This window comes from Salinarimonas sp., assembly GCF_040111675.1.
Classification (GTDB): domain Bacteria; phylum Pseudomonadota; class Alphaproteobacteria; order Rhizobiales; family Beijerinckiaceae; genus Salinarimonas.
Genome location: NZ_CP157794.1, coordinates 3,342,271 through 3,367,719, shown reverse-complemented (window position 1 = coordinate 3,367,719; position 25,449 = coordinate 3,342,271). Strand labels below are relative to the sequence as shown.

The 25,449-nt window shown below is 74.6% G+C and carries 6 protein-coding genes; 5 read left to right on the top strand and 1 reads right to left on the bottom strand.

Translation table 11 applies throughout. The features are described 5' to 3' along the window. Positions 1-259: 259 nt before the first annotated feature. Entirely contained in the window at positions 260-6,373 is a 6,114-nt protein-coding gene (locus tag ABL310_RS15485) for an amino acid adenylation domain-containing protein (protein ID WP_349367910.1), read from the top strand. Then, entirely contained in the window at positions 6,370-13,677 is a 7,308-nt protein-coding gene (locus ABL310_RS15480; RefSeq protein WP_349367909.1) for an amino acid adenylation domain-containing protein, read from the top strand. Before ABL310_RS15485 ends, ABL310_RS15480 begins: the two co-directional genes overlap by 4 nt. A gap of 52 nt (positions 13,678-13,729) precedes the next feature. Here ABL310_RS15480 and ABL310_RS15475 read toward each other — a convergent pair whose 3' ends face one another. Beyond that, positions 13,730-14,281 carry an aspartyl/asparaginyl beta-hydroxylase domain-containing protein gene (locus tag ABL310_RS15475; protein WP_349367908.1) on the bottom strand — a complete coding sequence of 184 codons (552 nt, stop codon included), beginning with the start codon at positions 14,279-14,281 and terminating at the stop codon, positions 13,730-13,732. Between the two features lie 283 nt (positions 14,282-14,564). Here ABL310_RS15475 and ABL310_RS15470 point away from each other — a divergent pair, with 283 nt between their 5' ends. The 3 genes from ABL310_RS15470 (at position 14,565) to ABL310_RS15460 (ending at position 25,444) form a co-directional block, all read left to right on the top strand. Then, positions 14,565-15,200, top strand: a complete 636-nt coding sequence (locus tag ABL310_RS15470; RefSeq protein ID WP_349367907.1) for a hypothetical protein — start codon at positions 14,565-14,567, stop codon at positions 15,198-15,200. Positions 15,201-15,371: 171 nt separating this feature from the next. After that, positions 15,372-24,596 (top strand): amino acid adenylation domain-containing protein, encoded by a 9,225-nt coding sequence (locus ABL310_RS15465; RefSeq protein WP_349367906.1) that lies wholly within the window; start codon positions 15,372-15,374, stop codon positions 24,594-24,596. Then, positions 24,593-25,444 (top strand): cupin-like domain-containing protein, encoded by an 852-nt coding sequence (locus ABL310_RS15460; protein WP_349367905.1) that lies wholly within the window; start codon positions 24,593-24,595, stop codon positions 25,442-25,444. Before ABL310_RS15465 ends, ABL310_RS15460 begins: the two co-directional genes overlap by 4 nt. The last annotated feature ends 5 nt before the right edge of the window (positions 25,445-25,449 follow it).

The following is a 25,449-nucleotide window of genomic DNA, read 5'->3' as shown; positions in this document are numbered from 1 at the left end:
CGCCGAGGCGAGCAACCGTCGGGTTCGCCGGGCCGCGGTGATCGAACGCGTCTTCCCGACGGGTGACGACGCGGAATTCTCTGGCTTCGGCAACCTAAAGGCTTCAAAACGGCATCCGGGTGGCGATCCCTTGTTGAGCAACCCCTTTTCGTGTCGAACCGCGGCTTGCGATTCGGGGCGGCAAGACGGCTTGCTTCGCCGGAGGCGACTCGCCCATACTCGCGCCCGTAGCGGAGCGCGGTGAGGTCGGAAGGTACGTATGCTTGGACTCGTGCTGGCGACGAACGTGCCCTACACCCGCTATCACGGTGGCGCCAACCGCTCCAACCGCGCGCTCGCGGAAGCGTTGGCCGCGCGTGGTCACGCCGTTTCCGTAGTGACGCCGGCGCTGTCGAGCCCGCCGGAAGAGACCTATCGGGAGTGGCGCGACCGGCGGATCGCCGACGGCGACGACCTGGTCGCGACCGGTCACGGCGAGCGGTTTCGCAAGTCCGGCGTCGATCTCCATGCGATCGCCGATCAGGCCCACATGGTCGCCGCCCTCACCGAGACGATCGCGCGGGAAAAGCCGGATTGGGTTCTGGTCTCGAGCGAGGATCCGAGCCAGCGGCTGCTCGCCACCGCGCTGGAGGCCGCTCCGGACCGGGTCGTCTATCTCGCGCTCACGCCGCAGCTCTTCCCGTTCGGGCCCGAGAGCCTCTATCCGGGGGAGGAGCGCACGCGACTGGTCCGACGCTGCCGCCTGCGCCTCGCGCTGAGCCGGGCGGCGGCCGATTACGTCGAGCGCTGGGCCGGCGTTCCGACGCAGATCTACGCGCCGCCGCATTTCGGGCCCGGCCCGTTCCCCGACCTGGCCGATCCGGCGGGACCGGCGCTGCTGATCAACGCGAGCGGCATCAAGGGTCTGAGCGTCTTCTGCGGGCTCGCGGCCGCCTTTCCCGAGCGATCGTTCGCCGCGCTTCCGGGCTACGCCACCAGCTCGGCGGACCGTCGGCTGCTGGGCTCTTTGCCCAATGTCGAAATCCGCGCCAACGCGCCGTCGCTCGACGACGTGCTGGCCGGAAGCAGCGTCGTCCTGATGCCGAGCCTGTGGTTCGAGAGCTTCGGCCTGGCGGCGGTCGACGCCATGCTGCGCGGCATCCCGGTCCTCGCCTCCGACCACGGGGCCCTGCCCGAGGCGCTGCTCGGCACGCGGCCGGCCTTGCCGGTCCGCCCCATCGAAGGCTATCGGGACGCGCTCTCCGAGACCCTGCTGCTGGAGCCGATCCTTCCCGATCAGGAGATCGGCCCCTGGCGCGACGCGCTCGCCGACCTCTGGGCGGACCCGGCGCGCTACGAGGCCGAATCGCGGCGTGTGGCCCGGGTGGCGCGCACGTTCGTGGAGGGATTGTCGGTCGAGCCGGTCGAGCGGCTCCTCGCGGCCGAGGCGGCCACGCCCGCTCCCCGCGCGGCCGCGTCGCTCGTCGCATCGCCCGCGGAGCCCGCGGATCGCGAGCCGCGGCCGACGCTGTCGCCCGCACAGAAGGCGGAAGCGCTCCGGCGCATGCGCGCGCGCAGGGGCGACGCGGGACGCGGCGGGCCGAGCCCGATCCCCCGGGTTCCGCGCGAGGGGGATCTGCCGCTGTCGCCGGGCCAGCGGCGCCTCTACTTCCTGCAGCGGCTCGAGCCGGGCAGCCCCGTCTACAACACCGCCTTCGCACTCCGGCTGAAAGGCCGCCTCGACCAGCCGGCCCTCGCGCGGGCTCTCGACGGGCTGCTCGAGCGCCACGAGGCGCTCCGCACCGCCGTGATCGAGGCCGCCGACGGTCCCGTCCTGCGCATCGCCGCAGCCGCGGGCTTCCCGCTGGAGACGCTCCGCGTCCGCTCCGAGGAAGACGCGATGGAGCGCCTGCGCGCGCGCGCGGCGCGGCCGTTCGACCTCTCGCAGGGCCCCGTGGCCCGGGCTCACCTCGCCGAGATCGCCGGCGACGATCGTCTGCTGCTCGTCGTCATCCATCACATCGCCACCGACGCCTGGTCCACGGGCATCCTGGTTCGCGATCTGGCCGCGCTCTACGCGGCCGCGATCGAGGGGCGCGACCTCGCCGCCGACCCCGACGCGGTCGCCTTCGCCGACTATGCGGCCTGGCGGTCCGGCGCCGAGCGCGAAGGCGCCGCGCGGGCGGACGAGGACTACTTCGTGGCCGCGCTGCAGGGCGCGCCGGAGGCGATCAACCTGCCCAGCGACCGGCCGCGACCCGCGGCCCGCAAGCATCTCGGCGACAGTCTCGCCATCGGGTTCGACGCGACGCTGACGGACCGTCTCGGCCGGGTGGCGCGCGACCGGGGGGCCACGCTGTTCATGGCGATGCTCGCGGCCTGGGCGGTCGTCCTGCACCGGCTCGGCGGCGACGACGACATGGTGATCGGAATACCCGTCGCGAACCGGTCCCGGGCCGAGCTCGAGAGGACCGTCGGGTTCTTCGTCGACACGATGCCGCTGCGTGTCGGGATCGCCGGCAATGCCACCTTCGCCGATCTCCTGTCTCACGTGCGAGATCGGGTGATCGAAGGGTTCCAGCATGCCGGCGCCGGCTTCGAGCGGATCGTCGAGAGGCTCGACCCGCCGCGCTCCCGAAGCCACGGACCGCTCGTGCAGACGCTGTTCGGCCTGCACAACGCGCCGGCCGGGACCATAAAGCTGCCGGGCCTCTCGGCCACGCCGGTCCCCATCCACAACGGAACGGCGAAATTCGACCTGAACGTCGAGCTCGCCGAAGTCGACGGGGGGATCGAAGGCTCGGTCGAGTTCGACACGGAGCTGTTCGATCGCGCGACCGTCGCGCGCATGGTCGAGGCGTGGCGCACGATCCTGGAGGAGCTGGCGGCGGACCCCGTGCGCCGCATCGGATCCGTGCCGTTGCTGCCGGCGAGCCGAATCGCGGAGATCCACCGTCGGCTCAACCCGCCGCCGGCCCCGCTCGATCCGGTGGACTCGATCGGCGCGCGCCTCGGGGCCGCGGCGTCCCGCGCGCCGGAGGCGGAAGCCCTGCGGCTCGGGGACGCCGTGATGAGCTATGCCGAGCTCGATCGCAGAACCGAGCGCCTGGCGGGCGGGCTCGCGGCGCGCGGCGTGGGGCCGGACGTGGCGGTCGCCTTCGCGACCGAGCGCGGCTTCGATCGGATCGTCGCCATGCTCGGCATCCTCAGGGCCGGCGGCGCCTGCGTTCCGCTCGAGCTCGGCCTGCCGACCGAGCGCCTCCGGCATGTCCTCGCCAACTCGCGGGCGCCGTTCGTCCTCGCTCACGCCGCCACCCGGGCGCGCGCCGAGACGCTGGGCGCGCCCGTGCTCGACATCGAGGAGATCGCGTCGGGCGAGGCGGCGCCCCTCCCGGGAACCGTTCCCCACGAGGCGACCGCCTACATCCTCTACACGTCGGGATCGACCGGGGTGCCGAAGGGCGTCGCCTACCCGCACGGCGCGGAGCTGAACCTGATGGCGTGGTTCGTCGATCGCCTGCCGTCCCCGGCGCGGTCGTTGCAGTTCGCGTCCATCGGCTTCGACGCGAGCTTCAACGAAAGCCTGTCGGTGCTGATGACCGGTGGAGCGTTGAACCTGCTCACCGAGGCCGAGCGCGCCGACGTCACGCGGGCGGTCGACGTCTATCTCGAGCAGGGGATCGAGCGCGCCGTCGTCTCCGTGGTGCTGCTCAACCTCCTCGCCGAGCGCATCCTCGAGCGGGCGCCGGCGGCGCTCGCGCTGCGCGAGATCATCGCCACGGGCGAGCAGCTCAAGATCACGCCCGCCGTCGAGGCGCTGCTCGCGCGCTGTCCGGGCATCCGGCTGTGGAACGATTACGGCCCCACCGAGAGCAACGTGGTCACCGCGCTCGAGGTCACCGCGCGGGCGGACCACTACGGGGCGCTCCCGCCCATCGGCCGCCCGGTGCGCGCCTCGCGCTGCTACGTGCTGGACCGCTATCTGCATGCGGTGCCGGAAGGGCTGCCGGGCCAGCTGTTCCTGGCCGGAACGGCGCTCGCCCGCGGCTACAACGGCGACCCCGCCCTGACGGCGGCGAGCTTCCCGCCGGACCCCTTCGCCGCCGCGCCGGGCGAGCGGATGTACCGCTCCGGCGACATCGCGAGGCTGCGGGCGGACGGCGCGCTCGAGCTCATCGGGCGCGCCGACGACCAGCTGAAGATCCGGGGTTTCCGGGTCGAGCCGGCGGAGGTCGAGATCGCCTTGCGCGCGCATCCGTCCGTCGGCGACTGCCTCGTCATCGCCCGCGTCTTCCCCGGGGACGACCGGCGCCTGGTCGCCTACGTCGTCGCCGGAAGCGGCCCCCCTCCGGTCGCGGCCACGCTGCGCGCGCATCTGGCGGATCGTCTGCCGGACTACATGGTGCCGGCCCACATCGTCCTCCTGCCTCGCTTCGAGCTGAACACCAACGGCAAGATCGACCGATCGCGCCTGCCGCTGCCGCAGGCGGAGCTCGCCGGCGACGAGGAGCTGCTGGCGCCGCGCACCGAGATCGAGGAGGTCCTGCTCGCGCTCTGGCAGGACGTGCTCGACATCCGCAAGATCGACATCCGCGACGACTTCTTCTCCCTCGGCGGGCATTCGCTGCTCATCATCCGGATCATCGCCCGGCTGCGCGAGCGCCTCGGCGTCGAGCTGCCGCTCGCCACGTTCCTCGACGGGCCGACGATCGAGCAGCTCGCCGTCGCGATCACCGCGCTGATGGCCGATACCGGCGACGAGGATGATCTCGAAGCCCTGCTCGCCGAGATCGAAGGCGCGGCGCCGAGCGTCGACGCGGCCCCGGAGACGCTCGACGCGGACGCTCTGCGCCGGGTTCTGGTCGCCCGTGCGGGGAACGCTCGTCCCGGCCCCGGCGTCGCGGCGATCGGCGTGCCGTCCAGCGATCGTCCGCGCGCGGTGGCCGAATGCCTCGCCTCCTACCTCGAGAACGCGCGGGATCACGGCCACCGGCCGGACGTGGTCGTCTGCGGCGCGCAGCGCGATCCGGCGACCGACGGGTCCTATCGGCAGGCGCTGGCGGGCGTCGCCTGCCGGTTCGACCTCGCCGTGTCCTACGCGGGCGAGGCCGAGACGGCGGCCTTCGTCGGCCGGCTCGCCGAGGCGGCGAAGGTCGACCCGGCCGTCGTCCGCTTCGCGCTCTCCGACAGCGAGGGCGTCGGGTCGCCCTACGGCGTGAACCGCAACGCTCTGCTTTTGCACAATGCGGGCCGCACGTTCGTCAGCGTCGACGACGACACGCGCGCGCAGATGCGTTTCCGCGCGGGGGCGGACGACGCCGTGGCGCTGCGATCGGAGGCCGGCGTCTCCGAGATCCGCATCGTCGGGACCCGCGAGGAGGCGCTCGCCGCGGCGAGCCGGCTCCCTTGCGACTGGCTCGGCCGCCATGCGGATCACCTCGGCGCCGACGCCGCCTCGTTGTTCGCGTCCGATCCGGACCGCCCGCTCGATACGCGCGGCGCACGTGCGGAGGCCTTCGCACGTCTCGCGGCGGGCGACGGGCGGATCGTCACCACCTACCACGGATGGATCGGCGATTCGGGCTGGACGGGCGCGGAGGAGGCGCGCTGGCTGACCGGGCCGTCCTTCGAGCACGCGACGGCCGACGCCGACACCTACGCGCGGGCGCTCGCCGGGCGCGAGGTGTTGCGCGACGTCCCCGCGCCGACGCTCGGACGCGGCGGGGACTTCTTCTGCCTCTCGGCCGGCTTCGACGCCCGGCAGCCCCTCGTCCCCTTCCTTCCGGTGCAGCGCCGCGAGGACGCGCTGTTCGGCTGGCTGTCGATGCTCGTCGACCCGGCGGCCCTCTCCGCCCATCTGCCGGGCATGGTCCTGCACGACCGCCCGACCAGGGGCGGCGAGCAGCCGGTCTCGGACCCGATCGACCTCGCCGCGCTCGTCAGGGCGGCTCTCGGCCGTGAGAGCGGGCTGCCGGAAGGCGCGTCCGAGCGGCTGGAGGCCTTGGGAGCCAGGCTGCGCCGGGCGACCGAGGCGGGAGCGGACGCCTTCGACGGCTGGCTGCGGGACCGGGCGCTGGCGGACGCGACGGCCGAGCTCGACGCCGTCGAGGCGCGGATCGCCGCGTGCCCGCCGCAGAAGGCGTTCTGGGCGCGGGACGCCGAGATCGCGGTGGGGCTCGCCCGGTCGCGGCTCGCGGCGACCGACAGCCATCTGCCGCGCGCGCTCGGCCCCGATCTCGATCGCGCGGGCCGCATCGAGCGGGTTCGGCGGCTTCTGGGGCTCTACGGCGCGCTCATGGAGGCGTGGCCGGCGCTGATGGCGACGGCGGCCGATCTGCGCGAGGCCGGCGTGACGCTCGCCCGACCGGTGCTCCCGACGCGGGTCTCGCCGTGAGCCGCGGCGACGGCTCGCTGTCGGATCGCATCCGGGCCCTGTCCCCGGAGAAGCGCCGGGCCCTGGAGCAGGCGCTCGCCGCGCGGCGGGCGCAGGCGAGCGGGGAGGGGGCGCGCGCCGAGAGCGCTCCCGCGGAGCCCGGCGCGGCCGGGAACGGCCCCGCGGGGCTGTCGAGCGCGCAGCGCCGGATGTGGTATCTCGATCGCCGAGATCCGGGCCGGGCCGCCTACAACGTCCCGCTCGCGGTCCGCCTGCGCGGCCCCGCCGACCCCGATTGCGTCCGTCGGGCGCTCGTCTGGGTGATGGAGCGTCACGACCCGCTGCGCACCCGCTACGGCGAGGCGGGCGGCGACGTCGAGGCCATCGTCGAGCCGCCGGATCCGGACTGGCGCGTCGTCGATCTGTCCGACCGTGCGGAGGCCGACGCGCTCGGCGCCGTCGACGCGCAGGCCGCCGCGGACGGGCTCGCGCCGGTCGATCTCGGCGTCGGGGTGCTGCGCGCGACGCTCTACAAGGTGGCGCCCGACGACTGGATCCTGCATCTCGTCGTGCATCACATCGCGATCGACGGATGGTCGGCCGGCGTGCTGATGCGCGAGCTCGAGCACGCCTTCGATGCCTTCGCCGCGGGCGGCGCGCCAACCCTTCCGCGCCCCGGCGCGCGCTACGCCGACTACGTGCGGGAGGAAGAGGCCGGCCTCGCCGGCGAGCGCGCCGCGGCGGCGACGGCGTTCTGGACCGGCGCTCTCGCCGACGCGCCGGACGGCGTCGCCCTGCCGGCGACCGCGGACGGCGGGCAGGGGGGCGACGCCGTCGGGACCTTGCCCTTCGGGATCGACGAACCGGACTATTCGGCCTTCAAGGCCTTCTGCCGGTCGCAGCGCATCAGCCTGTTCGTCGGCTTCCTGGCGATCCTGAAGCTCGTCCTGTCGCGCTACGCCCGCGCGGCCGATCTGGTGATCGGGACCGAGGCGTCCGCGCGTCCCCGCGCCGAGCACGCGGACCTGATCGGCCTGTTCGTCAACCAGCTCGCCCTGCGGACGGACATGTCCGGCGATCCCGGCCTCGCCGACGCCTGCCGGCGGGTATCCGCCGTCGTGCGCCGGGCCTTCGCCCACCAGGACCTCCCCTTCGATCGGGTGGTGCGCGCGCTCGGGCGCCAGGGCGAGCGCCAGCCCCTGTTCAACGTGGTGCTCAGCCTGCGCACGCAGGAGCGCGCGGGGGGCGCGGACGGAGCGCCTCGCGCGGTGCGCTTCGAGGCGCTCCCCGACGGCGGGCCGAAGACGTTCGCCCCGAAATTCGACCTCGTCTTCTCCATGGTCGACGACGGCGCCCGGCTCGGCGGCGCGATCGAGTACGATCGGCGTCTCTACGCCGACGAGGCGGTCGCCGGGCTCGCGGAGGCCGTCGGCCGCGCCGTCGCATTAGGCCTCGAGGACCCCGCGCGTGCGTTCGGCTCCGTGTCCCTCGGCGGCGACACGATCGAGGCCCTCGAACGCGGCGCCTGGAACGCGACGCGGCGGGCCCTGCCCGGGACGGTCGGGCTGCACCGCTTCTTCGAGGCGGCCCACGACCGCGATCCGGAGCACCCGGCGCTCGTTCACGGCAGTGACGTCTGGAGCCACGCCCGGCTGGAGCGCGCCGCGAATCGCCTCGCGCATCGTCTGGCTGCCGCGGGGGCGGGGCCGGAGCGGGTCGTCGCCTGCTGCCTGTCGCGCGGGCCGTCCCTGATCGCGGCGGCGCTCGGCGTGCTCAAATCGGGCGCGGCGCTGCTCGTCCTCGATCCGGAGCAGGCGTCCCGGCGGTGGGCGAGGATCCTGGACGACGCGCGCCCGGCGGTGATCCTCGCCGACGCAGCCGGCGCGGGCGTCCTGCCGGCGGTGGACGTGCCCGTCCTGAACGTCGACGAGCCCGGCGCGGGCGACGAGACGCGGCCCGCGGTCGACATCGACGGCGCACAGGCCGCCTACGTGATCTACACGTCCGGCTCGACCGGCCGGCCGAAGGGCGTCGTGGGGCATCATCGCGGCCTCACCGCGCTGAGCGACGCTCAGGTCGCGGCCTTCGGCCTGACCCCGCTGGACCGGGTGATGCAGGTGTCCGCCATCACCTTCGACGCGTTCGTCTGGGAGCTGGCCCTCGTGTGGCGAGCGGGGGCGACGCTGGTGCTGCATCCGGACGGCGCTCCACGGCCGGACGCGGGCTTCGTCGACCTGCTGCGCGCGCAACGCGTGAGCATGATGACGATCCCGCCCTCGGTCCTGGACGCGTTGCCGCCCGCGGACCTGCCCGACCTGAAAACGCTCGTCGTGGCCGGTGAGGCGTGTCCCGCCGCGCTGACCCGGCGCTTCGCCGCCGGCCGTTCCATGATCAACGCCTACGGGCCGACCGAGACCACGGTCTGGGCGAGCGCCGAGCCGTGCGCTCCGGGAGCGGCGCCGCCCATCGGCCGTCCGATCGCCAACATGCGCCTTCACGTGGTCGACGAGGCGCTCCACCCGGTCCCGGTCGGGGCGGTCGGCGAGATCGCGCTCGCCGGTCCCGCCGTGACGCGCGGCTATCTCGGCCGGCCCGACCTCACGGCCGAGCGCTTCCGGCCGAACCCGTTCGCGTCCGCGCCGGGCGAGCGGCTCTACCTGACGGGCGACCTCGGCTGCCGGCTGGCGGACGGACGCGTGCGCTATCTCGGCCGCATCGACGACCAGCTGAAGATCCGCGGCTTCCGGGTCGAGCCGGGCGAAGCCCAGGCGGTGATCGCACGCCATCCCGGGGTCGGCCTCGCCGTCGTCCAGGCGCTGGCGCAGGACGGCCGCGACAGGCTCGTCGCCTGGTGGACTCCCGGAGCGGAGCCCGTCGACGAGGCGGCGCTGCGGGCCCATGCCGCGGCGCATCTGCCGAGCTACCTGCGGCCCTCGGCCTACGTCCGGCTCCAGGCGATGCCGCTGACGCCGCACGGCAAGGTCGACCGGCGGGCGTTGCCGCCGCCGGACTGGAGCGCGCGGAGCGCCGCCGGCGCCGGCGAGCCGCCCCGCGACGGTATGGAGCGCCGCCTCGCGGCGGTCTGGGCCGAGGTGCTGGGAATCGACCGCTTCGGGCGCGACGACAATTTCTTCGAGCTCGGCGGCGATTCGATCCTCAGCGTGCGCCTGGTCTCGCGCGCGCGGGCCGCCGGGCTCGCCTTCACCGCCGCGCAGCTGTTCGCGTATCCGACCGTCGCCTCCCTCGCGCCGCTCGTGCAGGGGACGGCGCCGGACGGCGGGGCGGCCGCGGCGAACGAGGACGGCGAGCTGCCGCTCTCCCCGCTGCAGGAGGGATTGCTGTTCCACTGCCTGCGCCGGCCCGACCTGCCGCTCTACGTCCAGCGGTTCCGGCTGCGGGTCTCGGGGCCGCTCGATCCGGACGCGCTGGAGCGCGCCTGGAACCGCCTGATCGCGCGGCATCAGGCGCTGCGCACCCGGATCGTCTGGCGTGGGCGGGAGCGTCCGGTCCAGGCGGTCGAGGCGCACGCACGCCTTCGGGTCCGCCGGCTCGACCTGTCACGCCTCGCCCCGGCAGAGCGCGAGGCCGCGCTGGACCGGCTCGACCGGGAGGAGGGGGATCGCGTCTTCGACCTGGAGAGCGCCCCGCTGCTCCGGTGCGCCGTGGCGCGGCTCGGGGCGGAGAGCTGGGAGGTGTTCTGGGCCTGCCACCACGTCATGGTCGACGGCTGGTCCTTCGCGGTCATCGAGCGCGACCTGTTCGCCTTCTACGCCGCCGAGCGCGACGGCCGGACTCCGCCGGCCTCCGTCGCGCCCGCCTTCGCCGATCACCTCGCCTGGATCGCCCGCCAGGACCATGCGGCGGCGCGAGACTGGTGGCGGCGACGGCTCTCCGGCTTCGAGACGCCCGCCCTGGTGAGCGACGGCGGCGACGGGGCCGTCGGCGCGTCCGACGCCGCGGAGCCCGTCTGGAGCGAGGTCTCCGAGCTTCTCGAGCCCGCCGCCGATCGCCGGCTGCGCGCCTTCGCCTCGTCCCGCGGCCTGACGCTGAACACCGTGGTCCAGGTCGCCTGGGCGCTGGTGCTCTCGCGCCATCTGCGCCGCCGCGACGTGCTGACCGGCATGATCGTCTCCGGCCGTCCGGCGGAGCTGCCCGGCGTCGAGGAGATCGTCGGCCTGTTCATCAACACGCTGCCCTGCCGCTTCGCCCTCGACCCGCACGAAGCGGTCGCCGACGTCCTCGCCGCGGCCCAGCGCGACCTCGCCGAGATGCAGGCCCGGTCGTTCCTGTCGCTGGCCGAGCTGCAGCGCCTCGCCGACGTGCCGGCCGGCGCCGCCCCGTTCGATACGCTCGTCGTGGTGCAGACGCTCCCGCCCGGCGGCGCGCGTCCGGCCGAGCTGTCGGTGACCGCCGACCCGGTGGCGGCGCGAACCGACTATCCCCTGACCGTGATCGTCGAGGCGGCCGGGCGCACCGCCCTGCGCTTCGTGCACGATTCGAGCCGTCTCGGCGCCGCCCGTACCCGGGCGCTGGCCGCGGCTCTCCGCGCGGCGCTCGAGGCGCTGCCCGCGTCCGCCGAGGGGCCGCTCGGAGCCTGGCCGGCCCGTCTCGATGTCGATGCGGAACGCGCCGTCGCCGCGCTGCCGACGCACGGCGCCCGGTGGGCCGACCCGGCCGCCCTCGTCTCGGCCCGCGCCGCCGCGGCTCCCGACGCCGCCGCCCTCGTGCTCGAGGGCGAGACCCGCTCCTACGCGGCGCTGGAGGCGAACGCCAACCGGCTGGCGCACTGGCTGCGCGCAGAGGGCGTCGGGCCCGAGACCGTGGTGGCGCTCCATCTCGATCGCTCCTTCGCCCTCGTCGAGGCGATGCTCGCGGTGATGAAGGCGGGGGGCGCCTTCCTGCCTCTGGGGCTCGAGACGCCGGCCCCTCGGCTCGCCGGCATGCTGGAGGAGGCGCGTCCGCGGCTCGTGCTGACCGCGTCCTCCCTGGCGGGGGCGCTCGCGCCGGCCCTGTCCGCCGACGGCCCCGCCGTCGTGGCCCTCGACGGCCCGTCGCCGCCCTGGGCCGGGGCGCCGGCGAGCCCGCCCGATCCGATCGGCGCCCCGGACGATCCGGTCTACGTCTTCTACACCTCGGGCTCGACGGGGCGCCCCAAGGGCGTGGTGAATACCCGGCGCGGCCTCGCCAACCGCGTCGCGTGGGGCCAGCACGCCTATCCGCTCGGCCCCGACGACCGGGTCATGCAGAAGACGCCCTACACGTTCGACGTCTCGGTGTGGGAATGGCTGTGGCCGCTGACCGTCGGCGCCACGTTGGTGATCGCGCGGCCCGACGGCCACCGCGATCCGTCCTACCTCGCCGCGCTGGCGGAGCGCGAGGGCGTCACGCTGATGCATTTCGTGCCTTCGATGCTGCAGCTCTTCCTGGAGGACCCGGCGCGGGCCGGGCGCTGCCGTTCCCTGCGCCGGATCGTCTGCAGCGGCGAGGCGGTGTCCGGCGCCCTGCGCGACCGCTGCCGCGCGCTCGCCGGCGTCGAGATCCTCAACCTCTACGGCCCGACCGAGGCGGCGATCGAGGTGTCGCACTGGGCATGCGCACCGGGACAGGCCGGGGCTTCCGTGCCCATGGGATGGCCGATCGACGGCGTGGTGCTGCGGGTCGTCGACCCGGACGGCCATCCCTGCCCGCCGGGCGTCCCGGGAGAGTTGCTGATCGGCGGTGTCGCCGTCGCGCGCGGCTACGTCGCCCGACCCGGCCTGACGGCGGAGCGGTTCGTGCCCGACCCGCTCGCCGGGCGCGACGGGGTCACCGAGCCGGGCGCGCGCGTCTACCGGACCGGCGACCTCGCCGCCTGGCGGCCGGACGGCGCCCTCGACTATCTCGGCCGCCTCGACTGGCAGGTGAAGATTCGCGGCCAGCGCGTCGAGCTCGCCGAGATCGAGGCGGTCTTGAGGACCTGCGCCGGCGTGCGCGATTGCGCCGTCGTCTTCCGCAAGGGAGACGGCCGGCTGATCGCCTACGTGGCGGGGCCTGGAGACGATCCCGCCGCGATCGGGGCGCTGAAGGCGCGGGTCGCCGAGCGCCTGCCCGAGGTGATGCGCCCCGGCGAATGGGTGATGCTCGAGGCCCTGCCGCTCACGGCGAGCGGCAAGCTCGACCGCGCCGCCCTACCCGAGCCCGGTGGACGGGCCCGCATCGGCGGCCGCGGCGGGGCGCCCGCCGATCCGCTCTCGCGAGAGGTCGCCGCGATCCTGCTCGACGTGCTGGGAGCGGCCGACGGGGACGCGCACGCGATCGGCGTCCGCGATCACTTCACGGCCGATCTCGGCGGGCATTCGCTGCAGGTGCTGCGCGCGGTCGGACGGCTGGAGCGGCGCTGGCCGGGCAGGGTCGACCTCGCCGGCTTCCTGCGCGATCCGACGGTGGCCGGCGTGACGCGGCTGATCTCCCTCGGCTCCGTCCGCGGGGCCGCGGCGGCCGTCTCCCCGCTGCTCGTGCCGCTCAGGCCGGACGGCGAGGGGCCGCCGCTGTTCCTGATCCATCCCGCCCTGGGCTCGGTGATCTGCTACATCGAGGCAGCCCGGGCGTTTCCCGGCGCCCGTCCGCTCCTCGCGATCCAGGCCCCGGAACTGGCCGGCGCCGGCGAGGCGCCGGGCGAGGACCTCGTCGCCCTCGCCGCGCGCTACCGCGCCGCCGCGCGCGGCGTGCAGCCGGAGGGACGGCTCGCCCTCGCCGGCTACTCGTACGGGGGGCTGGTCGCCTTCGAGATGGCGCGCCAGGAGGCCGCGTCGGGGGTCCCGCCGGCGCTGCTCGCCGTGCTCGACACGCTGGCGCCGCCCGCCGACCCGTCCCGCGATGGGGGGCCGGACGAAGCCGCCCTTCTGGCCGAGCTCGGCACGGTGCTGCAACGCTACGGCGGCGGCGCGCCGACGCTCACGGCCGAGGCCGTGGCCGCGATCCCGGCCGGTGACCGGCTCGCCTTCGTCCGCCGCACCCTGGAGAAGGGCGGCGCGCTCGACGGCCTGGCCGCGGCGCTCGATCTGCAGGCGACCCTCGAGGCGACGCGAAGCGCGGCGCGCGCCCGCGCCTTCTACCGGCCGGGCCCGTACGAAGGCCCCCTCGCGCTCGCGCGCTGCGCCGCGCCGAGCCCCGAGGACGCGGCCGGCGCCGACCCGGCGCAGATCGCCGACGTCGCTTTCGGCTGGACGCGCTGGGTGACGGGGGAGATCGCCGTCGAGACCGTGCCCGGCGACCACGTCGACCTGCTGCGGGGGGCGAACGCGGGGCGGGTGGCCGCGTGGCTGGGCCGGATGGCGAGCCGATAGGCGCGCGACCGACCGAGACGCCGGCCACCGGCCCGCGTCCGATCGGTGAGCCTCAGGCCGGCTTGCCGTTCTTCAGCGCGGCGGCGAGCTCGGGGGACATGGCGAGGTCGAGCTCGGTCTTGCCCGGGCGCAGGAACTCGATCAGCAGCACCACGCGGCGCGTTTTGTCGCGGTTCCAGGCCTCGTGCTCGACCATGTCGTTGAAGGCCATGAACTCGCCGGGAGTCCAATGGTAGGTCTCGCGCCCGACCCGGATGGCGCAATCGTCCGGCACGACGAGCCCGAGATGGCCGACGTAGAGAGCGTGCGAGTATCCGACGTGGGGGGTGATGTGGGCGCCCGGCTGCAGCACGGAGAACCCGGCGCTGCGCAGGCCGGGGATGGTGTCGAGGATCGCGGTCGTCTTCGGGCAGCGCGCGCAATTCTCGTCGAACCGCTCGCCGAGCAGGTAGAAGCCGTAGGCGTCCCAGCCCTTTCCGTAGAGGTGCCGCTCCGGCCAGGGAATCAGCTCGCCCGATTCCAGATCCTCCATCTCGCGAAGGATATCGCGCCAGCCCGCCTCGAGGCGGCGGGCGAACGCGAACTGCGAGGTATCCACGAACATGAGCGTCTCCGGGCGTTGTCCTCTGCGAAGCTAGCTATCACGGCGGCTCCGGGGCTGACCAGCCGCGCATGACACCGTGTCCGGTGAGCAGAAGCTTATCGGGAGATGTTCGCAATAAACAGCTGCAAGTCGGCCCGCCGTGTAGTACGCTGCGTCGCGATCGGGATCAGGGCTTCGAAACGCGTCGGAGCCCGCCCCGTCCTGGCTCGCGCGGCCGGCTGGGGAAGCGCAATTCGATAGGCCGTCGACGTGACGTGGCGGGCCGGAAACAAGGGAGAGCAGGATGGCTGAGGCAGTCCAGACCGCCGCGTCCGCGGCGCACGAGGCGGTCAACGTAGCGAAGGCGCATATCGGCGCGATCGACCCGGCGTCGGAGATCGTCGCCGGCGTGAAGGACCACGCGTCCGTCAAGAAGCTGATGGCCGCGGTCCAGTCCCACGGCACCGCGCTGGTCGAGGCGACCGAGGCGCTGGTCCAGGCCGTCGACTTCGACAAGGTCGCGGCCACCCAGGCCGCCGGCTCCCACGCCGGCAACGCCCATCTCGACAAGGCCAAGCTCGGCCAGGCCACGAGCAACCTGAAGCGGGCCGCGGATCTCAGCGCCGTGGTCGAGGCGGTCCGGGAGCTCGCCGCCGATTCGTCGCTGACGAGCGAGATGAAGGCCGGGTTCAAGGCCAAGGGCCTCGAAGGCGGCTACGACGAGGTGCGCGGCGCGCTCAAGAGCGTCGACGTCGACCAGATCGGCGTGGTGAAGCACCTCGAGGAGATCATCGCCCTCGCCAAGAAGGAGTCGAGCCAGGACACCGAGGCGCTGACGCATCTGCGCGACGAGCTCGAGCAGGTCGACGCCAAGCTGAAGTCCGAGCTCTCGTCGCTGATGACGGCGATCGACGGCTTCCTGGGCAAGCTCGCCGCCTGAGCCCAGCGGCGCGGCCGTCCCGCGCCGGCTCCTCGGCGCCGGCGCGCACGCTCACGCAGGCCGAATCGGTGGGGCGCTCGCCGCCCCGCCGTTTTCCGTAACGCCCCGTCGCGGCGGCCCGTCCCCCGGGCGCCGGGCGGGCGCCGGTCTCCGCAGCAAGAGTCTCCCTTCATGTCCTCCATCGGGAGCGAAAGCCCCGGACGTGCGCCGACCTGCGTCGACTGGTTGCGGGCCCGCGCGCGGACCCGCGGCGACGCGGCGGCCTTCGTCGACATCGACGGCGAGGGGATGCCCGCCGGCGCGCTCACATGGACCGAGGTCGAGCACGGCGCCCGCCGGGTCGCGGCGTGGCTGCGGGGCCGCGGCGTGGTTCCCGGTGACCGCGTGGTCCTGGCCTTCGCCGCAGGCGCCGCCTTCGCCCCGGCCTTGTTCGGCTGCTTCTACGCCGGAGCGGTCGCCGTGCCGTGCGCTCCGCCGCTCAGGGCTCGCGCCGGCGGCCGGGCTCTCGGCGTGCTGACGGCGTCCGGCGCGGCGCTGGCCCTCACCACGAAAGCGCTCGCCGAGCCGCTGAGCCGCGCGCTCGCCGGAGAGGCCGGCGCTCCCGACTGCGTCGCCATCGAGGACGTGCTCGCCGCGGAAGCGGACAACGTCGAGCCGCTCCATCGCCCGCGGGCGGAGGACGTGGCCCTGCTCCAGTACACGTCGGGCTCGACCAGCCGGCCGCGGGGCGTCGCCATCACCCACGCCAACATCGTCGCCAACATGACGATGCTGTGCGACTGGTCCGACGCCGACGAGACGGCGAAGTTCCTGTCCTGGCTGCCGTTGTTCCACGACATGGGTCTGGTGGTCGGCTACCTGATGCCGCTGGCGACCGGCGGAACCAGCCACCTGATCACCCCCGCGGCCTTCGCCAAGAAGCCGGCGGTCTGGCTGCGCGCCGCGTCGGCCGTGCGCGCCACCCACAGCGCGGCGCCGAACTTCGCCTTCGAGCTCTGCGCCCGCCAGATACCGGAGGCCGAGACCGAGGGGCTCGACCTCTCCTCCCTGCACTGGGTGCTGAACGCGGCCGAGACCATCAGGCGCGCCACCAACGACGCCTTCCTGGAGCGCTACGCGCCGCACGGCTTCGATCCCGGCGCGCTGCTGCACTATTACGGCCTCGCCGAGGCGACGGTGTGCGTCACCGGTCATCGGCCCGGGCGGGGTCCCCGTTACCGCGCGCTTTCGGGCGCGGCGCTCTCGCAGGGGCGGGTGGTGGACGCGGGCCCCGACGATTCCGACCGGCGCTGGATCGCGGCGGTCGGCTGGACCGATGCGCTGTCCGCCGTCGCCGTGGTCGACCCGGCCACCGGCGAGCCCCTCGGCGACGATCGCATCGGCGAGATCTGGGCCAGCGGGCCGAGCATGGCGCAGGGCTACTGGGAAGACCCGGAGGCCACCGCCGCCATCTTCGGCTGGCGTCTGCCAGGCGACGACCGGGAGTGGTTCCGCACGGGCGACCTCGGCTTCGCTCGCGATTCGGAGCTGTACATCACCGGGCGGCTGAAGGAGATGATCGTCTCCGCCGGTCGCAACCTCTATCCGGTCGACATCGAGGCGACCGTCCAGGACGTGGATCCGCGCCTCGTCCGCGACCGCGGCGCCGCCTTCGCGATCGATGGCGGGCGCACCGAAGCGGTGGCGATCGTCCAGGAGCTCAGGCGCGAGGGCGATCTCGACGTCGACGCGCTGCTGCGCCGCGCGGTCGGCGCGGTGGCCACGGCGCACGAGGTCGAGGTCGCCGCGTTGGTGCTCATTCGCCAGGGCACGCTGCCGCTGACCAGCAGCGGCAAGGTTCAACGCGCCGAGGCGCGCCGGCGCTGGCAGGCCGGCGAGCTCAAGGCGATCGCCGAGTTCCGGCCGCCGCGGCCGGAGGCAGCGCCGGCGGCGTCCGCCGAGCCGCGGGCTTCGGCGGGCGAGATCGTCGCCGTCCTGTGCGCCGAGCTGGCCGAGGTCCTGGGCCTGCCGGCCGACGAAATCGATCCGCACGAGCCCCTGAGCCATTTCGGTTTCGGCTCGCTCGTCGCCGCGCGGCTCGCCGAGCGCGTCGGCGCCCGCTTCGGCCTCTCCGTCGCGCCGACCCAGTTCTACGATACCCCGACCGTCGCCGCCGCCGCCGCCTGGATCGCCGAGCAGGGCGGAAAGCCGGTCGAGGCGGCGACGCCGACTACCGCGGCGGACCCGCGTGCCGACGACGACGCGATCGCCATCGTCGGCATGGCCTGCCGGATGCCGGGCGCGGGCGATCTCGAGGCGTTCTGGTCGCTCCTGCTCGCCGGCGGCGACGGCATCGGCGAGCCGCCCGCCGAGCGCCGCGAGCTGATCGCGCAATTCGCCGCGGCGCCCGGCGTGCCGACCCGCGCGGGCTATCTCGACGGCGCGGCTCTGTTCGATCCCGGCTTCTTTCGCCTGGGCAAGCGCGAGGCCGATCTGCTCGATCCGCAGCATCGGCTGCTGCTCGAGGCGACGTGGCACGCCCTCGAGCACGCCGGGATCCGGCCCGAGGACCTGCGCGGCCGCGCGGTCGGCGCCTTCGTCGGCATCTCGACGTCCGACTACGCCGAGCTGACCGCCTCCCAGGACAGGGCCGCCGACGCCCATTTCCCGACCGGCAACGCCCACAACATGGCGGCGAACCGGCTGTCGTACCTGTTCGACTGGCGCGGGCCGAGCCTCGGCGTCGACACCGCCTGCTCGTCGTCGCTCGTCGCCGCCCATCTGGCGGTGCAGAGCCTGCGCCGCGGCGAGAGCGAGGCGGCGGTGGTCGGCGGGGTGAACCTGATCCTGTCGGCCCGGCTGACGCGGGCGTTCCATGCCGCCGGCATGCTGTCCGCGGACGGGCGCTGCAAGACCTTCGACGCCGCCGCCGACGGCTACGGGCGCGGCGAGGGCTGCGGGGTCGTCGTGCTCAAGCGCCTCGCCGACGCCCGGCGCGACGGCGATCGCGTCGTCGCGGTGATCCGCGGCTCGGCGCTGAACCAGGACGGGCTCAGCAACGGCATCACGGCGCCGAACGGCCCGGCGCAGAGCGCGGTGATCCGCGCGGCGCTCGCGGACGCGAAGGTGGCGCCGGACGAGATCGGCTACGTCGAGACCCACGGCACCGGCACCGATCTCGGAGATCCGATCGAGCTCTCGGCGCTGGCCGAGGCGCTCGGCGAGACCGAGCGCCGGCCGCTCCTCGGCGCGCTGAAGAGCAATATCGGCCACCTGGAGGCGGCGGCCGGCGTCGCCGGGCTGATCAAGGCGGCGCTGGTCGTCTCGCGCGGCGCCGTGCCGCCGAACCGCAACTACGTGACGCCCAACCCGAAGATCGCCGCCGCGCTGGCGCGGCTCGAGCCCGCGACCACGCACGCCTCCTGGCCGGTGGCGCGATCCCGGCGGATCGCCGGCGTCAGCAGCTTCGGCTTCGGCGGCGCCAACGCGCACATCGTGCTCGAGGCGCCGCCGGCGACGGAGCCCGAGGCGGCGGAGCCGGCCGGGCGCGAGGATTCCGAAGTCGAGCTGCTGGCGATCAGCGCCGGATCCGAGGCCGGGCTGCGGGCGCTCGCCGAGGACTGGCGCCGCGCGATCGGCGCTCGTCCAGACGTCTCGGCCGCCGTCTGGGCCGTGAACGCGGCCCGTCGCCGCGCGGCGCTGCCCTGGCGCCTCGCGGTGACCGGGCGCACGGCGGCCGAGCTGGAGCGGGCGCTGGCCGAGTGGCTCGCGGGACGCGGGGCGGCAGCCTCCGGACGGGTCCCCAAGCAGGGGCCTCGGCGCGTCGGCCTCGCCTTCCTCGAAGCGCGCCCCGGCGGGCCGGCGGAGCGGCTGTCGCGCATGCTCGACGCCGCCGGGCTCTGGCGCGCCTTCGGCCTCGAGCCGTCGGCCGTCGCGGGGCGCGGCGTCGGGGCGTGGGCGGCCGCGGTGATCGGGGGGCTGACGACGCCGGAGGAGGCCCTCCGGGCGGTGGTGGAGGACGGCCGCGGCACGGCGCCGTCCGGCGAGACGGGAGCCGTCGCCGTCCCGGCGGGCGGGCGCGATCCCGAATCGGCGTTGCGCCGGGCGGGATGCGACGCCGTGCTCGCGGTGACCGACGACGGCGATCCGATGGCCCTGGCCAAGGCGATCGGCGCAGCCTGGATCGCGGGGGTCGGCGTCGATCCGAAGCCGGGCGCGGCGGCGCGGCGCGTCCCGTTCGCGGACCTGCCGCTGATGCGGTACGACCGGCGGCCCTGCTGGTACGACGCGCCGGAGGAGGACAGCGGCGGCTGGCTCGGCGCCGCCCTCGGCGCGCTCGGCGCCGCCAAGGCGCCGATCGTCTCGAGCGCCGCAGCGCTCGGCGCGCTCGCGTCCCTCGGCGCCGTGCGCCACGTCGCCCCTTCCGGTCCGCCGCCGCGGCCCGAGCCGGACGCGATCGAGGCCGAGCTGACCGATCTGATCGCCGAGCTCCTGGGGCATCCGGCGAGCGAGATCGACCCGCACGAGCGCTTCGTCGAGATGGGGGCCGACAGCATCGTCCTGACCCGCGCGCTGCGCCGCATCGAGGAGCGCTTCGCGGTCAAGCTGACGGTACGCCAGCTGTTCGAGACGACTCCCGACATCGCGTCGCTGGCCGCCCACCTCGCGGGGCGGGAAGCGGCAGGGGCGACTGCGCCGTCGGCGCCGCCCTCGGCCCCGGAAGCCGCGCCGTCTGCCGCGGCCGGCGCTCCCGACGACCTGAGGGTGCTGCTGGCGCGGACAGACGAGACCCTGCGGTCGCTGATCGCGCAGCAGGAAGAGCTGCGCCGGCGGCTGGACGGCGGCCCGAGCCCGCGGGCGCTCCCGATCGAGGCGCCGCCGAGCCGGGCGCCGGACTCCCTGCCGCTCTGGCGTCCCGCCGCCGAGCCGGCAGGGGGCGCGGCGCGCAGCCGGGCGCTGGAGCGGCTGATCCCGCGCTACACCGAGAAGACCGCCGGCTCCAAGCGTCTCGCGGCGGCGTTCCGTCCGCGCCTGTCGGACAACCGCGCCTCGGCCGGCTTCCGCTTCTCGACCAAGGAGATGGTCTACCCGATCGTCGGCGAGCGGGCGAAGGGCGCCTATCTCTGGGACGTCGACGGCAATCGCTACGTCGACATCTCGATGGGGTTCGGAGCCTACCTCTTCGGCCATGCTCCGGACGCCGTCGGGGCGGCGCTGCGCGAGGAGCTGGAGCGCGGCTTCGCGCTCGGTCCGCAGGCGCGCCTCGCGGGTGAGGTCGCGGACCTGGTCTGCGACCTCACCGGGGCCGAGCGCGTGGCCTTCGCCACGACCGGGACCGAGGCGGTGATGACGGCGTTGCGGCTCGCCCGCACCGTCACCGGCCGGCGCCGGATCGCGGTGTTCGAGGGCGCCTATCACGGCCATTTCGACGGCGTGCTGGCCAGCGCCGGCGCCAACGGGCCGGAGCCGATGGCGCCCGGGGTGACGGACGCCATGGTCGCGGACGTGGTCGTGCTGCCCTACGGCGAACCGGCGGCGCTCGACGCCTTGCGCGCGGTCGGCCCCGAGCTCGCGGCGATCCTGGTCGAGCCCGTCCAGAGCCGCAGGCCCGGCCTGCAGCCCGCCGCGTTCCTCCGGGACCTGCGCGCGATCGCGGACGGCTGCGGCGCCGTGCTGCTGTTCGACGAGATGATCACCGGCTTCCGCATCGCCGCGGGCGGCGCCCAGGCGCATTTCGGCGTGCGCGCGGATCTCGCGACCTACGGCAAGATCCTCGGCGGCGGCCTGCCGATGGGCGCCGTCGCGGGCCGGGCCGAGCTGCTCGATGCGCTCGACGGCGGTCGGTGGGCCTACGGCGACGCATCGTTTCCGGCGGCGGAAACCACCTTCTTCGCGGGCACCTACAACAAGCATCCGCTGGCGATGGCGGCCTCCCGCGCCATGCTCGGACGCATCGCCGAGCTGGGCGAGGGGCTCTATTCCGGGCTGGAGGCCCGCGGCGCCGATCTCGCGAGCCGGCTCGACCGGCTGTTCGCCGAGGCCGGGTCCGAGATGCGCATCGCCCGCTTCGGCTCCCTGTTCCGCTTCACCCACGGCGACAATGCCGACGCGTTCCTCTACGCGCTGCGCGCCCGCGGCGTCTTCGTCTGGGAGGGACGCAACTGCTTCCTGTCGACCGAGCACGCCGCCGCGGAGATCGACGCGATCGAGGCGGCGGTGGCGGGCGCGCTGGAGGATGCGCGCGGCGGCGACACGGCCCCGACGGCGCGCCGGCCGGCGACCGCGGCCCCGCGGGACTTCCCCCTCAGCGCGGCCCAGCGCCAGCTCTGCCTCCTCGCCGAGCTGCGTCCGGGAGCGGAGCGCGCCTATCACGAGAGCGCGGTGCTGGACCTGCCGGAGGCGCCCGACGCCGACCTGCTCGAGCGGGCGCTGCGCGCCGTCGTCGCCCGGCACGAGGCGCTGCGGACGGTGCTCGACGCGGCCGCGGGGTCGCAGCGGGTTCTCGACCCCGTGACGGCCCCCGGCGCCTTCGCCCACCGCCGGATGAGCGCCGACGAGAACGTCGAGCGCGCTCTGGCGGAGACCGTCGACGAGCCGTTCTCCCGCGGCGCGCCGGCGTTCCGCGTGCGCCTGCTCACCCGGGCCGATGGTCGCGCCCTGCTCGTCGTGGTCGCGCATCACGCCATCGCCGACGGCCGATCCCTCGCCATCCTGGTCGAGGATCTCGGGGCGGCCTACGCCGCCCTGCGCTCCGGCGCGGAGCCGGCGCTGCCGCCGGCCTCCGGCTTCGACGCCTTCCTGTCGCGCCAGACCGAGCGTCGGGAGCTGCGCGCGCGCAACCTCGACGCCTGGCTCGCGGCGCTGCGGGCGCCGCCGGTGCTCGACCTGCCGACGGACCGGCCGCGCCCTGCGGTGACGGATCATGCCGGCGCGTCCGTCGCCGCGACGCTTCCGAGCGACCTGGGACAGGCGGTGGCGCGGGTCGCGCGCGCGCTCTCGGCGACCCCCGTCATGGTCTATCTCGCCGCCTGGCTGCTGCTGCTGCACCGCGCGAGCGGGCAATCGGCGCTCGTCACGGGGCTGCCGACGGACGGGCGTCTCGAAGAGGCCGACGCCACCGTGGTCGGCGATTGCGCGCAGATGCTGCCGATCGCCAGCCGGCTCGAGCCGGGCGACACCCTGGCGGACTTCGTCGTGCGGCTGCGCGGCGCCATGCTCGACGCCTACGATCGCCAGGACGTGGATTTCGCCGAGCTGCTGGACCGGCTGGCGCTTCCCGCCGACGGGTCGCGCACGCCCCTGATCGCCGCCGCCTTCAATCTGGATCAGGCCGACGCGGTCCCGGACGGGTTCGGGGCGGGCGCCGCGGTCGTGCAGGCGCCGGTGACCCGGGTCAAGTTCGATCTCGGGCTCAACCTGATGCGGATCGGCGACCGTGTCGACGCGCGGCTCGAATACGCCGCGGACCTGTTCGAGCGCGGCACGGCGGCGCGCTGGCTCGATTTGTACGTCGCGGCGCTGTCGGCGCTCGTCGCGGACCCGTCGCGACGGCCGCAGGACCTGGCGCTCTGGCAGGCGCGGCGGGAGACCGCCGCGGCGCGTCCGGGCGCCGCCACCCTTCCGGCCTGGATCGAGGCGTCCGCGCCGGCCGACGTCGTGCGCCGGATCGAGGCGCGCGCGCGGCGGCTCGCGGCGCGCGGGATCGCGGCGGAAACCGCCGTCGGCATCTGCGTCCAGGCGTCGGACGCGCTGCCGGAGCTGCTGCTGGCCGTCCTGCGGGCCGGGGGCTGCTACGTGCCCCTCGACCCGGACCAGCCGGCGCGCCGTCTGGCGGCGATGGCCGCCGCGGCCCGGTGCAGCCTGATCCTGTGCGACGACACCACGGCGGAAACGGCCCGGCGGATCGGCGCGCCCGTCCTGTCGCTGTCCGCGCTCGACGCCGATCCCGAGCCCTCTGCCGCGCTCCCGCCTCTCCCCGAACCGGCGCAGCTGGCCTACGTCATCCACACGTCGGGCTCGACCGGATCGCCGAAATCGGTCGGCGTGCCGCATGCGGCGCTGGCGGATCTGCTCGGCGCGATGGCGGCCGCACCGGGGCTGGGGCCCCGGGACCGTTTCCTCTCGGTCACTCCGCTCGGCTTCGACATCGCGGCGCTGGAGCTGTTCCTGCCGCTCGTGCGCGGCGCTGCGCTGCGCGTCCTTCCGGCCGGGCTGCGCGCCGACCCGGCGGGGCTCGTCGCCGAGATCGACGCGTTCGGCGCCACGGCCATGCAGGCCACCCCGGCGACCTGGCGCATGCTCCTGGATCACGGCTGGACCCCGCCGGCCGGCTTCGCGGTCCTGTGCGGCGGCGAGGCGCTGCCGCCGGCTCTGGCGCGCAGGCTCGTCGCGGGCGGGGCGCAGCTGTGGAACCTGTACGGTCCGACGGAGACGACGATCTGGTCGATGCGCGCGCGGATCGCGGACCCCGACCTCGTCGATCTCGGGGCGCCGATCGACGGGACCGCGGTCTACCTGGTGGACGCCGCGCTCGATCCCGTGCCCGACGGCGCGGTCGGCGAGGTGGCGATCGGCGGGCGCGGGGTCGCGCGCGGCTACGGCGGGCAGCCGGGCCTGACGGCGGATCGCTTCCGCCCCGATCCGTTCTCGTCGACGCCGGGCGCCCGCATGTACCTGTCGGGCGATCTGGCGCGCGTCGATGCGGACGGGCGGTTGCGCTATCTCGGGCGGCGCGATCATCAGGCCAAGATCCGCGGCCACCGGATCGAGACCGGCGAGGTGGAAGCGGCTCTGGAGCGTCTGGATGCGGTGCGGGCGGCGGCGGTGCTCGCCCGGCCCGCAGCCGACGGGTCGGCCGAGCTGGTCGCCTACCTGGCGCCCGCGCCCGGGCGCAAGCCCACCGTCGAGGAGCTGCGCGAGGCGCTCGCCGAGTGGCTGGCGCCCTACATGGTTCCGGCGCGGTTCCATCTGGTCGAGGCGCTGCCGCTCAACGCCAACGGAAAGGTCGACCGCGCCGCGCTGGCGGCGCTGGCCGCGCCGCAGGTGGCGCGCGGCGCCGGTTTCCGCGCGCCGGTCGGCGCGACCGAGACCGAGATCGCCGCCGTCTGGCGCGCGGTTCTCGGCGTCTCGGACATCGGCGCGGAGGACGGCTTCTTCGAGCTCGGCGGCACCTCCCTGGCGCTCGCCCGGATGCACGACCTGCTGCAACGCCGGCTGGACCGGCGCTTCCCCTTGGCCCTGTGCGTCAGCCGGCCCAGCATACAGGCGCTGGCGGCGGAGCTCGATCGGCGAGACGCGCCGACGACGGTCGCCGCCGTGGCGGCGGCCGGGGAGCGAGGCCAGCGGCGGCGCGCCGCGCTGCGCGCGGCGACACCGATCGCGGACGATACCGAGAAGAACGGAGCGAGGGGGCGATGACGACGATCCAGGTGACGAGCGGCAGCCGGACGCGGCCGATGGCGATCGAGGAGCGCGATACGCTGCCGACCGCAGAGGAATTCCGTCGCGACTACGCGGCCCGGAGCAGGCCGGTGGTGTTTCGCGGCGGCATCCGCGACTGGCCGGCCTTCCGCGACTGGAGCCCGGAGCGGCTCGCGGAGAAGGTCGGCGAGAACGAGATCAACGTTCAGCAGTCCCCGACCGGAATCTTCGGCCTCGACCCGGAGAAGGGCGGGCCGCGATTCGAGGAGATCAAGACGACGCTGGGCGAGTACGTGCGCACGATGATGCACGCGACCGACGGCGACGTCCGGTACTACGTCCAGCGCGTCAACATCCCCGAGAAGCTGCCGAGCCTGATGGAGGACTTCGCGCTGCCCTCCTACGTCGACGCCGCCAAGGTCTACCTGATCAACCTCTGGCTCGGCCCCGCCGGCAACGTGACCACGCTGCATTACGACACGCCGAACAACTTCCTGGCGCAGGTGCGCGGCCGCAAGCGCCTGAAGATGTTCTCGCCCTGGCAGGCCAAGCGGCTCTACCCGTGCCGCAGCAAGGCCTACAACATGAGCCGCGTGAACATCGACGCCCCCGATCTCGAGGCGTTCCCGCGCTTCCGCGACGCCGAGATGCACGAGATCGAGATCGAGGAGGGCGACCTCCTGTTCATCCCGACCTACTGGTGGCATCAGGTCTACAGCGTCACCGCCGGGATCAGCGTCAACATCTGGTGGATTCCGCTGTGGCGGCAGTTGATCGGCCCGCAGCTCTGGGACAACCTCCCGGACATTTCCCGCGAGCTGCTGAACCGCGCCGGACCGCGCTGACGGAT